This window comes from Streptomyces sp. CA-288835 (assembly GCF_050936385.1).
In the GTDB taxonomy this organism is placed as follows: Bacteria; Actinomycetota; Actinomycetes; order Streptomycetales; family Streptomycetaceae; genus Streptomyces.
Genome location: NZ_JBNJMW010000001.1, coordinates 8,577,401 through 8,591,703, shown reverse-complemented (window position 1 = coordinate 8,591,703; position 14,303 = coordinate 8,577,401). Strand labels below are relative to the sequence as shown.

Annotated in this window: 14 protein-coding genes; 1 reads left to right on the top strand and 13 read right to left on the bottom strand. The window is 69.8% G+C overall.

All coding sequences use genetic code 11. The annotated features are described in order from the left end of the window. Nucleotide 1: 1 nt before the first annotated feature. The 13 genes from secD to pgsA all read right to left on the bottom strand — a co-directional run bounded on the left by secD (nucleotide 2) and on the right by pgsA (nucleotide 11,621). On the bottom strand, nucleotides 2-1,747 hold the full coding sequence (gene secD / locus ACQEVY_RS38810; RefSeq protein ID WP_432954412.1) for a protein translocase subunit SecD: 1,746 nt from the start codon (nucleotides 1,745-1,747) through the stop codon (nucleotides 2-4). 141 nt (nucleotides 1,748-1,888) lie between these two features. After that, nucleotides 1,889-2,374, bottom strand: coding sequence for a preprotein translocase subunit YajC (gene yajC, locus ACQEVY_RS38805; protein ID WP_432954410.1), 486 nt, complete (start codon nucleotides 2,372-2,374; stop codon nucleotides 1,889-1,891). A gap of 166 nt (nucleotides 2,375-2,540) precedes the next feature. After that, nucleotides 2,541-3,611 (bottom strand): Holliday junction branch migration DNA helicase RuvB, encoded by a 1,071-nt coding sequence (gene ruvB / locus ACQEVY_RS38800; protein WP_432954409.1) that lies wholly within the window; start codon nucleotides 3,609-3,611, stop codon nucleotides 2,541-2,543. Between the two features lie 58 nt (nucleotides 3,612-3,669). Beyond that, nucleotides 3,670-4,281, bottom strand: a complete 612-nt coding sequence (gene ruvA, locus ACQEVY_RS38795; protein WP_432954407.1) for a Holliday junction branch migration protein RuvA — start codon at nucleotides 4,279-4,281, stop codon at nucleotides 3,670-3,672. Next, a complete protein-coding gene (ruvC, locus tag ACQEVY_RS38790; RefSeq protein WP_432954405.1) occupies nucleotides 4,278-4,856 on the bottom strand; it encodes a crossover junction endodeoxyribonuclease RuvC in 579 nt (192 codons plus the stop codon). The genes ruvA and ruvC overlap by 4 nt, the downstream gene beginning before the upstream one ends. Nucleotides 4,857-4,979: 123 nt before the next feature. Continuing rightward, a complete protein-coding gene (locus ACQEVY_RS38785; RefSeq protein ID WP_328772901.1) occupies nucleotides 4,980-5,732 on the bottom strand; it encodes a YebC/PmpR family DNA-binding transcriptional regulator in 753 nt (250 codons plus the stop codon). 48 nt (nucleotides 5,733-5,780) lie between these two features. Next, nucleotides 5,781-6,389, bottom strand: coding sequence for a pyridoxal 5'-phosphate synthase glutaminase subunit PdxT (gene pdxT / locus ACQEVY_RS38780; RefSeq protein WP_432954403.1), 609 nt, complete (start codon nucleotides 6,387-6,389; stop codon nucleotides 5,781-5,783). 6 nt (nucleotides 6,390-6,395) lie between these two features. Further along, nucleotides 6,396-7,310 (bottom strand): pyridoxal 5'-phosphate synthase lyase subunit PdxS, encoded by a 915-nt coding sequence (pdxS, locus tag ACQEVY_RS38775; protein ID WP_432954402.1) that lies wholly within the window; start codon nucleotides 7,308-7,310, stop codon nucleotides 6,396-6,398. A gap of 466 nt (nucleotides 7,311-7,776) precedes the next feature. Continuing rightward, complete coding sequence (locus ACQEVY_RS38770; RefSeq protein ID WP_328772898.1) at nucleotides 7,777-8,319, bottom strand: hypothetical protein; 543 nt, start codon at nucleotides 8,317-8,319, stop codon at nucleotides 7,777-7,779. A 70-nt stretch (nucleotides 8,320-8,389) separates the two neighbouring features. Beyond that, the gene (locus ACQEVY_RS38765; protein ID WP_432954401.1) at nucleotides 8,390-8,677 is read right to left on the bottom strand and encodes a hypothetical protein; all 288 of its coding nucleotides are present in this window, start codon (nucleotides 8,675-8,677) and stop codon (nucleotides 8,390-8,392) included. Nucleotides 8,678-8,713: 36 nt separating this feature from the next. After that, on the bottom strand, nucleotides 8,714-9,874 hold the full coding sequence (locus ACQEVY_RS38760) for a glycosyltransferase family 4 protein (RefSeq protein ID WP_432954399.1): 1,161 nt from the start codon (nucleotides 9,872-9,874) through the stop codon (nucleotides 8,714-8,716). Continuing rightward, nucleotides 9,871-10,794, bottom strand: a complete 924-nt coding sequence (locus tag ACQEVY_RS38755) for a phosphatidylinositol mannoside acyltransferase (protein WP_432954397.1) — start codon at nucleotides 10,792-10,794, stop codon at nucleotides 9,871-9,873. The genes ACQEVY_RS38760 and ACQEVY_RS38755 overlap by 4 nt, the downstream gene beginning before the upstream one ends. Further along, nucleotides 10,791-11,621: a phosphatidylinositol phosphate synthase gene (gene pgsA / locus ACQEVY_RS38750; protein WP_432955632.1), complete on the bottom strand. Its 831-nt coding sequence runs from the start codon at nucleotides 11,619-11,621 to the stop codon at nucleotides 10,791-10,793. Before pgsA ends, ACQEVY_RS38755 begins: the two co-directional genes overlap by 4 nt. Before the next feature lie 323 nt (nucleotides 11,622-11,944). On the opposite strand from pgsA, the gene ACQEVY_RS38745 reads away from it, so the two are divergent. Then, nucleotides 11,945-14,143, top strand: a complete 2,199-nt coding sequence (locus ACQEVY_RS38745) for an elongation factor G-like protein EF-G2 (RefSeq protein WP_432954396.1) — start codon at nucleotides 11,945-11,947, stop codon at nucleotides 14,141-14,143. The last annotated feature ends 160 nt before the right edge of the window (nucleotides 14,144-14,303 follow it).

The following is a 14,303-nucleotide window of genomic DNA, read 5'->3' as shown; positions in this document are numbered from 1 at the left end:
CTCACGCCTCCTTCGGGTCGACGGGAGCGGATACGCGGCGGGAGCGGCGCAGTGGTGGCTTGGCGCCGAGGCGCTTCGGGTCCAGGCCGGACCAGCTGTGGCCGCTCGCGAAGAACTTCTTGCGGGCGAGGATCGTCATCAGCGGCTTGGTGAAGAAGAAGACGACGACCACGTCCAGGACGGTGGTCAGACCCAGCGTGAACGCGAAGCCCTGGACCTTGCCGACGGTGACGACGAACAGCACCGCGGCGGCGAGGAACGACACGAAGTCGGAGACCAGGATGGTGCGCCGGGCGCGCGGCCAACCCCGTTCGACGGCGGGCCGCAGCGTTCTGCCCTCGCGGACCTCGTCTCGGATGCGTTCGAAGAACACGATGAACGAGTCCGCCGTGATGCCGATCGCGACGATGGCGCCGCAGACCGCGGGCAGGTTCAGCGCGAAGCCGATGGCCGGACCGAGCAGCGACATGATCACGTACGTCATGACCGCCGAGACCAGCAGTGAGGCGATGGCGATCAGGGACAGGCCGCGGTAATAGACCAGCAGGTAGATGATGACCAGGGCGAGGCCGATGGCGCCGGCGATCAGACCGGCCTCCAGCTGGTCGCCGCCGAGCGCGGCGTCGACCGTGGTGACGCTCGCCTCCTCGAAGGTGATCGGGAGGGCGCCGTAGGACAAGACGTTCGCCAGGTCCTCGGCGGACTGCTGGGTGAAGCCACCGGAGATCTGGGCCGAACCGCCGGTGATCGCCGCGTTGACCGACGGAGCCGAGACGATCTCGCCGTCGAGCACGATGGCGAACTGGTTCTGCGGCGGCGCCTTGCCGACCAGCGTGCCGGTGACGTCGGCGAACTGGCCCGAACCCTTGTCGTCGAACTTCATCTGGACGATCCAGCCCTCGCCGGTCGTCGACGCGAACTCGGCGCTGGCGTCCTCGACCCGCTCGCCGTTCACGGCGACCGGACCGAGCGCGTACTTGTACTGGGAGTCCGGATCACAGGCGACGATCGGTTCGGATTCCTTGGCCTGGCTGGCCTTCTCGCTCGCCGCCGCGCGGCCCTTCTTCGTGGAGCAGTTCAGTGCGTCCAGCTGCTTCTGCACGTCGGCGGCAGCGGCCTGGCCGGGGTCAGGCGAAGGAGAGGCGTTGCCGCTGGGCGTCGCGGAGGGCGTCGGGTCCGCCTTCTTCGCGTCGTCCTTCGCGGCAAGGCCCTCCGTCACCGCGCGGCCCTGGGTGGTGGCGGTGGGAGTCGGCGAGGGGGACTTCCCGGACGCCGAGGGCGACGGGGACTTCCCGGACGGGCTGGGCGAAGGGGAAGCGCCGGGGTCCGCCGCACCCTGCGCCGGCGCTCCGGTCAGAACCGGGCGGAAGTAGAGCTTGGCGGTGGTACCGACCTGCTCCCGGGCCTGCTCCGAATTCGTGCCCTTGGGGATGTTGACGATGATGTTCTTGTTGCCCTGGGTCTGGACCTCCGCCTCGGAGACGCCCAGGCCGTTGACGCGACGTTCCATGATGCCGACCGCGGTCTTCATGTTGGTCGGGTTGATCGCGTTCTTCTGACCGGGCTCGTTCTGCGCCTCGAGCGTGATGCTCGTACCGCCGGCGAGGTCGATGCCGAGGCGCGGCGTCGTGTGCCCGGAGGCGAACATGCCACCGGTGAGCGCCACGATCGCGATCAGCATCAGGGCCAATGTGCGGCCCGGCCTCCCCTGGCCGCTCTGCTTTCGGCCCTTCTTAGGTGCTGCCACCTTCTCGTTCTCCCTCGTTGTCCGCCCGGCGACGGGGCACCTGCGCGGACGGCCATGAAATGGTGTCGAGATTCCCCGCGAAACAACATGGTCCGGGGACCGCGGTGCGCGAGCGGCGCACTCCGCGGTCCCCGGCCATGACTACTTCGCGTCGGACTCGCCGTCGGACTTCTTCAGCTCTGCGTCATCGGCCTTCTTCGGCTCCTCGTCGGCGGTCTCTTCGGCCGCTTCCTTCTTGCCGAGGTCGATGGGCTGGTCGTCGGAAGAGTCGGCGGGCTCGTCGGTCTCGGTGAGGGAGGAGGCGTCGTCCGGGACGACGGCTTCGTCGGTCTTCAGGTCGTGCTCGACGCCGTGGACGATGCGGTTGTACTCGTCGTCGCTGAGGACGGCACCGATGGCGTTCTTGGCGAAGAGCAGGTCGACACCCGGGCCTGCGTCAAGGAGGACGGTGTCCTCGTTGACCTCCTTCACCGTCGCGTACATGCCACCGATCGTGCGGACGCCGGAGCCTGGCTGCATGTCGTTGCGCATCTGCGCAGCGGCTTGCTGCTTCTTCTTGGCCGACCGGGTCATCAGGAACATGGCCCCGATGAGCACGATGAACGGGAGGAGGGTCACGAGACTCACGGGTCGGAACTTCCTTCATTCGACCGCGTTGCTGAGCGGCCTGATGGATGGGGGTTTATGTGCGCCGCCGACAAGGGCGGCATCGGCGGAGTCTAAGCGAGTCCGCACTCAAGGAACAACGCCCAGCATTGCACCGTGGTTCCAGGTCCGGCGAGTAGGTGCCCCCTCACGCCCCGAACAGGTCCTGTTGTCCGTTTCCACCAGCGGAAGGCCCGGGCCGGGTGAGGCCGAAATGTGCCCATGCGGCCGGTGTGGCGACGCGCCCGCGGGGCGTACGGGCCAGCAGTCCCTCGCGTACGAGGAACGGCTCGGCGACCTCTTCGACCGTCTCGCGCTCCTCCCCCACGGCCACGGCGAGCGTGGACAGGCCGACCGGTCCGCCGCCGAACAGCTTGAGCAGAGCTTCGAGTACGGCCCGGTCGAGGCGGTCGAGTCCTCGGTCGTCCACCTCGTACACGGCGAGGGCCGCCTTGGCGATGTCCCGGGTGATGACGCCGTCGGCCTTGACCTGGGCGTAGTCCCGTACGCGGCGCAGCAGGCGGTTGGCGATACGGGGCGTGCCCCGGCAACGGCCGGCGATCTCCGCGGCTCCCTCGGCGCCGATCTCGACGTCGAGCAGGTGCGCGGAGCGGTGGATGACGCGCTCCAGTTCGGCGGGCTCGTAGAACTCCATGTGTGCGGTGAAGCCGAAGCGGTCGCGCAGCGGGGGCGGCAGCAGTCCCGCGCGCGTGGTGGCGCCGACCAGCGTGAAGGGCGGCAGTTCGAGCGGGATGGCGGTGGCGCCGGGGCCCTTGCCGACGATGACGTCGACGCGGAAGTCCTCCATCGCCATGTAGAGCATCTCCTCGGCGGGCCGGGACATGCGGTGGATCTCGTCGAGGAAGAGGACTTCGCCCTCCTGGAGGGAGGACAGGATCGCGGCCAGGTCTCCGGCGTGCTGGATGGCGGGGCCGCTGGTGATGCGGATCGGGGCCTCCATCTCGGCCGCGATGATCATCGAGAGGGTGGTCTTGCCGAGGCCGGGGGCTCCGGAGAGCAGTACGTGGTCGGCCGTGGCGCCACGCGCGCGTGCCGCGCGCAAGACGAGGTCGAGCTGCTCGCGGACCTTCTCCTGGCCGATGAACTCGTCCAGGTCCTTGGGACGCAGGGCGGCCTCGACGGCCTGGTCCTCACGGTCGGCGGACGCACCGACGAGCCGCTCGGCGGCGGTCTCGTCGGTCGGGTCGTCCCAGTTCATTTGCTCGTGCCTCGGTCTCGTTGTTCGTACGGGCGTGCCTCTTCGCGGAACTCGCTTGCTACCGCGCTCTGTTGAGGGTCTGTAGAGCGGCCTTCAGCAAGTGGCCCACCTGGGGAGCCCCTTCGGACGCCTCCGCCTGGGGCGCGACGGCCGAGACCGCCTCGTCGGCCTCCCGCGTCGCGTACCCGAGTCCGATGAGCGCGGCATGCAACTGCTCGCGCCAGCCTGCGGAGACGGCCGTACCGATGGCCGGACCGCCCGTGCCGAGCGGCTCGCCGAGGCGGTCCTTGAGCTCCAGCAGCAGCTTCTGGGCGCCCTTCTTGCCGATGCCCGGGACGGCCATGAGCGCCTTCTCGTCACCGGTGGAGATCGCGCGGCGCAGGTCGTCCGGGCTGTGCACGGCGAGCATCGCCTGGGCCAGCCGCGGGCCGACTCCGCTCGCGGTCTGCAGCAGTTCGAAGGTCTGCCGCTCGTCGTCGTCCACGAAGCCGTAGAGGGTCAGCGAGTCCTCCCGTACGACGAGGGACGTGGCGAGTTTCGCCTGCTTGCCCATGCGGAGTCCGGAGAGCGTGCCCGGCGTGCACTGGACGGAGATGCCGATGCCGCCCACTTCGACCACCGCGGAGTCGGGGGCGAGGGCGGCGACCGGGCCGCTGACGAAGGCGATCATCGGGGGGCCTTTCGGGCGAGTGACTGGGCCTGCTGCCCGGCCAGTTGGGCCCGGGCCTGAGCCTCGCGGGCCTGGGCGTGGGCCTGTTGGAGGCGGTTGGTCGCCGGGGCGCGCCAGATGTGGCAGATGGCGAGCGCGAGGGCGTCGGCGGCGTCGGCGGGCTTCGGGGGTGCGTCGAGCCGGAGCAGCCGGGTGACCATGGCGCCGACTTGGGCCTTGTCGGCCCGTCCGCTGCCGGTCACGGCCGCCTTGACCTCGCTCGGGGTGTGCAGGGCGACGGGCAGTCCGCGACGGGACGCGCAGAGCATGGCGACGGCACTGGCCTGGGCGGTACCCATGACCGTCCGTACGTTGTGCTGGCTGAACACCCGCTCCACGGCGACGTATTCGGGTCGGTGCTCGTCGATCCACTGCTCGATGCCCTGCTCGATGGCGACGAGGCGGTGGCCGATATCGGCGTCCGAGGGCGTCCGTACGACCCCGACACCGAGCATCGTCAGCGGCCGCCCGGCGACGCCCTCGACGACACCGACGCCGCATCGGGTCAGCCCAGGGTCCACACCCAGTACGCGCACGAGTCGCCTCCCCTGATTGATCTTTGACTGTCGCCAGGCTAGCCGCTGCCACTGACAACAGCGGCGGGCCGGTGGGGACGTATCCCCACCGGCCCGCCTAAACCCGCGGCGCTCGCGGCAGCGTTACGCGCTGGCCTTCTCCATGACCTCGTCGCTGACGTCGAAGTTGGCGAAGACGTTCTGCACGTCGTCGCTGTCCTCCAGGGCGTCGATCAGCTTGAAGATCTTCTTGGCGCCCTCCTCGTCCAGCTCGACCTGCATGGTCGGGACGAAGTTGGCCTCGGCGGAGTCGTAGTCGATGCCGGCGTCCTGGAGGGCGGTGCGGACCGCGACCAGGTCGGTGGCCTCGCTGAGCACCTCGAAGGACTCGCCCAGGTCGTTGACCTCCTCGGCGCCCGCCTCGAGTACGGCACCCAGGACGTCGTCCTCGGACAGCTCGCCCTTGGGGACGATGACGACGCCCTTGCGGTTGAAGAGGTACGAGACGGAGCCCGGGTCGGCCATCGAGCCGCCGTTACGGGTCATGGCGACGCGTACGTCGGAGGCGGCGCGGTTGCGATTGTCGGTGAGGCACTCGATGAGCACCGCGACACCGTTCGGCCCGTAACCCTCGTACATGATGGTCTCGTAGTCGGCGCCGCCGGCTTCGAGACCGGCGCCGCGCTTGACCGCGGAGTCGATGTTCTTGTTCGGGACCGACGACTTCTTCGCCTTCTGGATGGCGTCGTACAGCGTCGGGTTGCCGTCCGGGTCGGCGCCGCCCATGCGGGCCGCGACCTCGATGTTCTTGATCAGCTTCGCGAAGAGCTTGCCGCGCTTGGCGTCGATCACGGCCTTCTTGTGCTTCGTCGTGGCCCATTTAGAGTGGCCGGACATCTGCCTGTCTCCTTCGCGTAACCCATCTCTGTCCGAACGCCAGAGATCCTACAAGGACTCCGCTGTACGGTCCGCGCGCACCATGTCGACAAACAGACCGTGCACGCGGTGGTCGCCGGTCAGTTCCGGGTGGAACGACGTGGCGAGCGCGTTGCCCTGGCGTACGGCGACGATGTGGCCGTCGTGCTCGGCGAGCACCTCGGCCTCGGCGCCTACGGACTCGACCCAGGGGGCGCGGATGAAAACGCCCTCTACAGGATCGCCTTCAACGCCCTTCACGTCGACGGCCGCTTCAAAGGATTCGTTTTGCCGTCCGAAGGCGTTGCGGCGCACGATCATGTCGATGCCGCCGATGGTCTCCTGGCCCGAGCGCGGGTCGAGGATCTTGTCGGCGAGCATGATCATGCCGGCGCAGGTGCCGTAGACGGGCATTCCGGCCCGCACGCGCGCGCGGAGGGGTTCCATCACTCCGAAGAGGACGGCCAGTTTGGAGATGGTGGTGGACTCGCCGCCGGGGATGACAAGGCCGTCGACCTCGGCGAGTTCCTCGGGGCGCCGCACCGCCCTGGCCTCGGCATCGGCCGCGGACAGGGCGATGAGGTGCTCCCGTACGTCGCCCTGGAGGGCCAGGACTCCTATGACGGGTGCTTCAGTCATGGGTGCTTACCAGCCGCGGTTCGCGTAGCGCTCGGCCTCGGGGAGGGTGTCGCAGTTGATGCCGACCATGGCCTCGCCGAGGTTGCGGGAAGCGTCCGCGATGATCTTGGGGTCGTCGTAGAAGGTGGTGGCCTTCACGATGGCGGCGGCGCGCTTGGCCGGGTCGCCCGACTTGAAGATGCCGGAGCCGACGAAGACCCCTTCGGCGCCGAGCTGGCGCATCAGGGCGGCGTCGGCGGGGGTGGCGACACCGCCGGCCGAGAACAGCACCACCGGAAGCTTGCCGAGTTCGGCGACCTCCTTGACGAGCTCGTACGGGGCTCGGAGATCCTTGGCGGCGGCGTACAGCTCGTTGTTGTCGTAGCCCCTGAGGCGGGCGATCTCGTTCTTGATCTGGCGCAGGTGGCGGACGGCCTCGACGACGTTGCCCGTGCCGGCTTCGCCCTTGGAGCGGATCATGGCCGCGCCCTCGGCTATGCGGCGCAGGGCCTCGCCGAGGTTGGTGGCACCGCAGACGAACGGCGTGGTGAAGGCCCACTTGTCGGAGTGGTTGACCTCGTCGGCCGGGGTGAGGACCTCGGACTCGTCGATGTAGTCGACGCCGAGGGACTGCAGGACCTGGGCCTCTACGAAGTGGCCGATCCGCGACTTCGCCATCACCGGGATGGACACGGCGTCGATGATGCCCTCGATCATGTCCGGGTCGGACATGCGGGCCACTCCGCCGTCCTTGCGGATGTCCGCCGGGACCCGCTCCAGGGCCATGACGGCGACGGCGCCCGCGTCTTCGGCGATCTTCGCCTGCTCCGGCGTGACGACGTCCATGATCACGCCGCCCTTGAGCTGCTCGGCCATTCCGCGCTTCACGCGCGCGGTGCCGGTTTCGGGGGCCTGGGCGGGGTTGGAGAGCGTGCTCGACACGGGTTGACCTCACTCGCTGAAAGAGGGTTTCTGCAAACACCGAGGAAACGTGAGGGGACCAGTCCACTGCAAGGGCCAATGGTGAGCGGGTGGCATGTTTTCGCCCCCGCCGCCCTTACCCGTCCCATCCCCGGGGCCAGCCCCGGACCCCGCTGGGGCCTCGCCCCGGACCCCGCTGGGGCCTCGCCCCGGACCCCGCTGGGGCCTCGCCCCAGACCCCTCGGGGCTCCGCCCCAGACCCCGTTTCGGGGGCCAGCCCCCGAACCCCCGCTCCTCAAACTCCCCCAGCTACCGCTGGGGGGACCCCCAAGGGGCTGATTTTTCAGCCCGTCCGGCGTTTGAGGACGAGGCCGTTCAGGCCGATCGGGGGTCCAGGGGGCGGAGCCCCTTGCGGGGTCCGGGGCGGAGCCCCAGGTACGGGACGGGTAGGGGCGGCGGGGGCGAACCCCACGTGCCCAGCCCGCGCCTAACCCGAGCGATCCACCAACGCCGCCGGCGGCTCGTCGTCCATCTCGAAAGCCAGCGGGAACGGCGCGTGCCCGGCCAGCCTGAACCAGCGGACCTTGCGATGGCGGCGCAGGGCGCGGGCAGCGCGTACGGCGTCGTTGTGGAAGCGGCGGGCCATCGGCACCCGACGTACCGCCTGGGCGAGTTCGAGGGCGGCCGCCTCACCGCCGGGGGCCTCACGTACCGCCTCGACCTGCTGTGCCTCCCCGAAAACGGCCCGCAGAGCCTGGCTGAGGTCGCTCTCGGCGACCTCCCGCTGCTCCTCCTCGGCCTGCCGAGCCGCATGCGCCGCTTCGTAGAGCACGATCGAGGCGGCCGGATCGAGCACTCCGGAGGTAGCCAGTTCCTGGGCGACCGACGCACGCCGCAGGAGTTGCGCGTCGAGGGCGGCGCGCGCGGCGTCGATCCGGGCGTGCAGCCGGTCGAGTCGGCCCGCGGTCCAGCTCAAGTAGAGGCCGATCGCCACAAGGGCGACCACGATCCAGATCAGGGTGGAGGTCACGGGCGCACAGGCTACCCGTGCGTGGCGAGGCCTCCGGCGCGGCCCGGGGCAGCACGCGGATCACCCTGGATCAGTCGAGTGCGGCACCCGTCCCGACCACCGTGAAGCGCATGGTGATCGTGTCCTCCGGCACGGCCTCCACGCGGCACCCGAGCCTCTCCTCGATCATCCGCGCCACCGCGTACAGCCGGATGCGCTCCTCCGGGGTGTGGGCCGGAAACGTCGCCCATCCCTGACGGGCCACCTGCGCGCCGATCTCGGTGGCGAACACCGACCGGGCCCGCAGCTCCTCCTCGGCCGTCAGAGGCGTCCTGACGCCCTCCTGCGGCACCTCCCGCACGTTACGCAGTTCCCGCACCAGACGCCCCTCTCAGTCCCGTCCTCAGGCCCGTTCTCAGTCCCGTGCCAGCCCGAACCGCGCCCGCAACCCGCTGCGTTCGTCGGCGGCGACCGCGGCGGCCCCGTCCGTGACCGTCTCGTACACGGAGAGGATGTCCGCCCCGACCGTCGACCAGTCGAAGCGCCGCACATGCGCGCTGCCCCGCTTACGCAACTCCGCTCGGCGCCCGGGGTCAGCGAGCAGCCGTACCGCGGAGGCCGCCAACGCGTCCGCGTCCTCGTTGGCGAACAGCTCGCCCGCCGCGCCCTGGTCGAGGACCTGCGCGAAGGCGTCGAGGTCGGAGGCGAGCACGGGCGCGCCCGCCGACATGGCCTCGACGAGGATGATCCCGAAGCTCTCGCCGCCGGTATTGGGGGCGACGTACAGGTCGACGCTGCGCAGGAACCGCGCCTTGTCCTCGTCGCTGATCATTCCGAGGAACTCGACGCGCGCACGCAGTTCCTTGGGCAGCGACTCGACGGCCTCCTTCTCGTCACCGCGGCCGGCCACCAGGAGACGCGTCCCCGGACGTTCGGCGAGGATCTTCGGGAGGGCCTTCATGAGGACCGGCAGGCCCTTGCGGGGCTCGTCGATGCGGCCGATGAAGCCGATCGTCTCCCCCTGCCACTCGGCCTTGGGCTCGGCCTTCGTGAAGAAGCCGACGTCGACGCCGTTCGGGATGACGACCGCGTCACCGCCCAGGTGCTCGACGAGCGTGCGCCGCGCGTACTCGCTCACGGCGATCCGCGCGCTGATCTTCTCGAGGGCCGCCTGGAGGATCGAGTACGCGGCGACCATCGCCCGGGAGCGCGGGTTGGACGTGTGGAAGGTCGCGACGATGGGGCCCTGTGCGGCCCAGCAGGCCAGCAGGCCGAGCGACGGCGAGGCCGGCTCATGGATGTGGATCACGTCGAACGTGCCGTCGTGCAGCCAGCGTCGCACCCGCGCGGCCGACAGGAACCCGAAGTTGAGCCGGGCCACCGAGCCGTTGTACGGCACCGGAACCGCGCGGCCCGCCGACACGACGTACGGCGGCAGGGGGGTCTCGTCGTCCGCAGGAGCGAGTACGGACACCTCGTGCTCGAGGCGGATGAGGTGCTCGGCCAGATCACGGATGTGGAACTGGACGCCGCCGGGGACGTCCCAGGAGTACGGGCAGACGATGCCGATCCTCACGGGCGCTCCCCGTCGGACGGTTCGGGGCGAGGTTCCAGGTCAGCGAGCCACAAGCGCTGGAGCATGTGCCAGTCCTCCGGATGGTCGGCGATACCCGTGGCGAAGGCGTCTGCCAGCGCCTGCGTCATGACAGACGTCTTCTCGGCCCGGGTACCTGTCTCGGGGACATCTACCGGAGGATGCACTCGGCCCCGCATCACGGGTGAGTCGTCGAACCAGAGCGTCACCGGCAGCAGCAGAGCGCCGGTCTGCTGGGCGAGCAGCGCCGGGCCGGCCGGCATCCGCGTCGTCTCGCCGAAGAACTTCACCTCTACTCCGGAGGCGGACAGATCACGGTCCGCGACCAGGCAGACCAGGCCGCCGTCGCGCAGCCGGCGGGCCAGCGTGCCGAACACGGACGCGTCGTGGGCGAGCACCTCCATGCCGAGGCCCTCGCGATAGGCGACGAAACGGTCGTACAGGGTCTCCGGTTTGAGCCGCTCGGCGACGGTGGTGAAGGGAATGTTCAGATGCGTGGTGACCCAGGCGCCGGCGAGATCCCAGTTGCCCAGGTGCGGCAACGCGAGGATGACGCCCTTGCCGGCTGCGAGCCCATCGGTCAGGTAGTGCAGGTCCTGGGCGGTGAAGCCGCTCGCGATGCGTTCCCGGCTCCAGGCGGGCAGCCGGAAGGACTCCATCCAGTAGCGCAGATACGAGCGCATGCCCGCCCTGGAGAGCTCGGCGAGCCGCTCAGGGCTCGCGTCGGGCACCACGCGCGCGTAGTTGGATTCCAGACGGCGGATCCCCTTACCGCGCCGCTTCCAGGCGATGTCGGCGATGGTCCTGCCGAGTTGTACGGCGACGGGCTCGGGGAGCTTCTTTACGGTGCTCCAGCCCAGGGCGTACGCGCCGTCCGTCAGCCGTCCGCGTACGCCGCTCACGACGTTGCCTCGCTGCTCTGTGAGCTCGTCTTCGAGCTGCTGCGCGAGCTGCCCTGCGAGGCGCCGTCCGAAGCCTGGTCCCGGCCCTGCTCCGAGCCGTTGCCCTGGCCGTCCTGCTGGCCGGCTTCCTGGCCGTTGACAGCATCCGCCTCCGCGGACTCCCTGCGCACCGTCACGACCCGCTGGATCAGCGTGACGACGCTGCCGGCGGCGACGATCCACAGGGCGATGGGCAGCAGCACATGAATACCGGGTACCCCGAACGTCTCGAATCCCGCAAGACCGGCCGCGACGAGTGAGATCACCAGGCGCTCGGCGCGCTCGACGAGGCCGTTGACGGCGACGGGCAGGCCGATCGATTCGCCACGGGCCTTCGTGTACGAGACCACCTGGCCGCTCGCCAGGCAGAAGATCGAGACCGCGCACAGGACGTTGTCGTTGCCGCTGCCCGCGTACCAGAGCGCGAAGCCGCCGAAGATCGCGCTGTCCGCGACCCGGTCGAGGGTCGAATCCAGGAAGGCGCCCCAGCGGCTGGAGCGGCCCATCTGACGGGCCATGTTGCCGTCGACGAGGTCCGAGAACACGAACAGCGTGATGACGATCGTGCCCCAGAAGAACTCGCCCCTGGGGAAGAAGACCAGCGCGCCCGCGACCACTCCAGCCGTGCCGAGGAGCGTGACCGTGTCGGGGCTGACGCCGCGGCGGATCAGAAACGCGGCGAACGGTGTGAGAACACGCGTGAAGAAAGCACGCGCGTACTTGTTCAGCATGGCCTTCCCGAGGGTCGGTGTGGCCGCGCGGCCCCTGCTGGCCACCGGCTGGCCCATCGTAGCCACGCGCGCGCATGGCTGACGGGGCCAGGTCACCCGGACCCGCCACCGCGCCGCCCGTCAGGCACGCGCGCGTGGCTGACGGGCGAGCCCTGAAGGGGGCCTGTCACTATGCCCGTCCGGGTCGCGCGGCCTGATCGGACGCTCATAGCGACAGGCCCCCTGAGCGCACGATCGCGTCCTTTGTATGGACGCGCCGTGACCTGAGTGGAAAGCTCGAAAGGACCGCGGGCGTCACCGGAGCCGCCACACCGCACGCGGCACGCGGGTCCGCATGTCCGCGCCCACACATGACCTCACCGTGCACGGGAGGCAAGGCCATGGGCGACAAGGCGAACGCACACCCCGGAGCCGCCGGCAGGGCTACGGCGGCCGACCACCCCGCGTCCGTACGGAATGTGGTGCTGGTCGGCCACTCCGGATCGGGCAAGACCACACTGGTAGAAGCTCTCGCCCTCACAGCGGGGGCGGTGAACAGGGCGGGCCGCGTGGAGGACGGCGGCACCGTCTCCGACTACGACGAGATCGAGCACCGGCAGCAACGGTCGGTACAGCTCTCCCTGGTGCCCGTCGAATGGGGCGGGTACAAGATCAATGTTCTGGACACTCCCGGATACGCCGACTTCGTCGGGGAGTTGAGGGCCGGTCTGCGAGCAGCGGACGCGGCCCTTTTCGTCGTCTCGGCCTCGGACGGGGTGGACGGCTCGACCCGCATGGTGTGGGAGGAGTGCGCGGCGGTCGGTATGCCGCGGGCCATCGTGATCACCCACCTCGAAGCGGCCAGAGCCGATTTCGACGAGATGACGCGGACCTGCGCGGAGGCCTTCGGCGCCGACGACCCGGACGCCGTACTGCCGCTGTATCTGCCGCTCCACGGAGCGCCGGGCCCCGACGGGCACGCGCCCGTGACGGGCCTGATCGGGCTGCTCTCGCAGAAGCTGTACGACTACTCCTCCGGGGAGCGCAAGGAGTCCGAACCGGGCCCCGACCAGCTGCCGCTCATCGAGGAGGCCCGCAACCGGCTGATCGAGGGCATCATCTCCGAGAGCGAGGACGAGACCCTCATGGACCGCTATCTCGGCGGCGAGGAGATCGACTTCAAGACGCTCGTACAGGACCTGGAGCGGGCCGTGGCACGCGGGGTCTTCTTCCCCGTGCTGGCCGCCGCGCCCGCCGCCGACGGCGCCCGTCAGGGCTTGGGCACGGTCGAGCTGCTGGAACTCATCACCGGCGGCTTCCCGACCCCACTGGAGCCCGAGGCACCCAAGGTCACCACTCCGGACGGCAAACCGCGCGAGATCAAGGCCTGCGACCCGGACGGACCGCTGGTCGCCGAGGTCGTGAAGACGGCCAGCGACCCCTATGTGGGCCGTATTTCGCTCGTACGCGTCTTCTCGGGCACCCTGCGGCCGGACCAGACGGTGCACGTCTCCGGGCACGGGCTGGCCGATCGCGGGCACGAGGACCACGACGTCGACGAACGCATCGGCGCCCTCTCCGCGCCGTTCGGCAAGCAGCAACGCGTCCTCTCGCGCGCCATCGCGGGCGATATGGCGTGCGTGGCCAAGCTGAACCGCGCCGAGACCGGTGACACCCTCTCGGCCAAGGACGACCCGCTGCTCATGGAGCCGTGGGAGATGCCCGACCCGCTGCTGCCGCTGGCCATCCACGCGCACAGCAAGGCGGACGAGGACAAGCTCTCGCAAGGCCTGAGCCGGCTGGTCGCCGAGGACCCCACGATGCGCCTGGAACAGAACCAGGACACCCACCAGGTGGTCCTGTGGTGCCTCGGCGAGGCCCACGCGGATGTCGCCCTGGAACGGCTGCGCAGCCGGTACGGCGTCCAGGTTGATGTCGTACCGCACAAGGTCTCCCTACGGGAGACGTTCGCCGCCAAGTCGGCCGGGCGCGGCCGGCATGTGAAGCAGTCCGGCGGACACGGGCAGTACGCGATCTGCGAGATCGAGGTCGAACCGCTGCCCGGCGGCTCCGGCATCGAGTTCGTCGACAAGGTCGTCGGGGGCGCCGTGCCCAGGCAGTTCATCCCGTCCGTCGAGAAGGGCGTACGCGCCCAGGCCGCCAAGGGTGTGGCCGCGGGCTATCCGCTCATCGACGTACGGGTCACGCTGCTCGACGGCAAGGCGCACTCGGTGGACTCCTCCGACGCCGCGTTCCAGACCGCCGGTGCGCTCGCCCTGCGCGAGGCCGCCGCCGACGCGAAGATCCATCTCCTGGAGCCGGTGGCCGAGGTGTCGGTCCTGGTCGGCGACGACTATGTAGGCGCCGTGATGAGCGATCTGTCGGGGCGGCGCGGCAGGGTCGTCGGCACTGAGCAGGCGGGCGGCGGACGGACGCTCGTACGGGCCGAGGTCCCCGAGATCGAGATCGACCGTTACGCGGTCGACCTGCGCTCCCTCTCGCACGGCACCGCACGGTTCAGCCGACGTTACGCGCGCCACGAGCCGATGCCCGCGCACATTGCGGAGAAGATCCGCGAACAGGCCCAGGACTCCCCCTAGTTGATCTCCCGTAGGGTCGGCGGACAGCTTGGGCTGTCCGCCGACGATTGTCAGTGCCGGGGGCTAGTCTGAGAACCTGATCAAGACTATTGACCTGTTCAACAGGTGTGCGGAGTACGGAAGTCGGGAAAAGCCGCAGCAGCGGAGCATGGCGGCGATG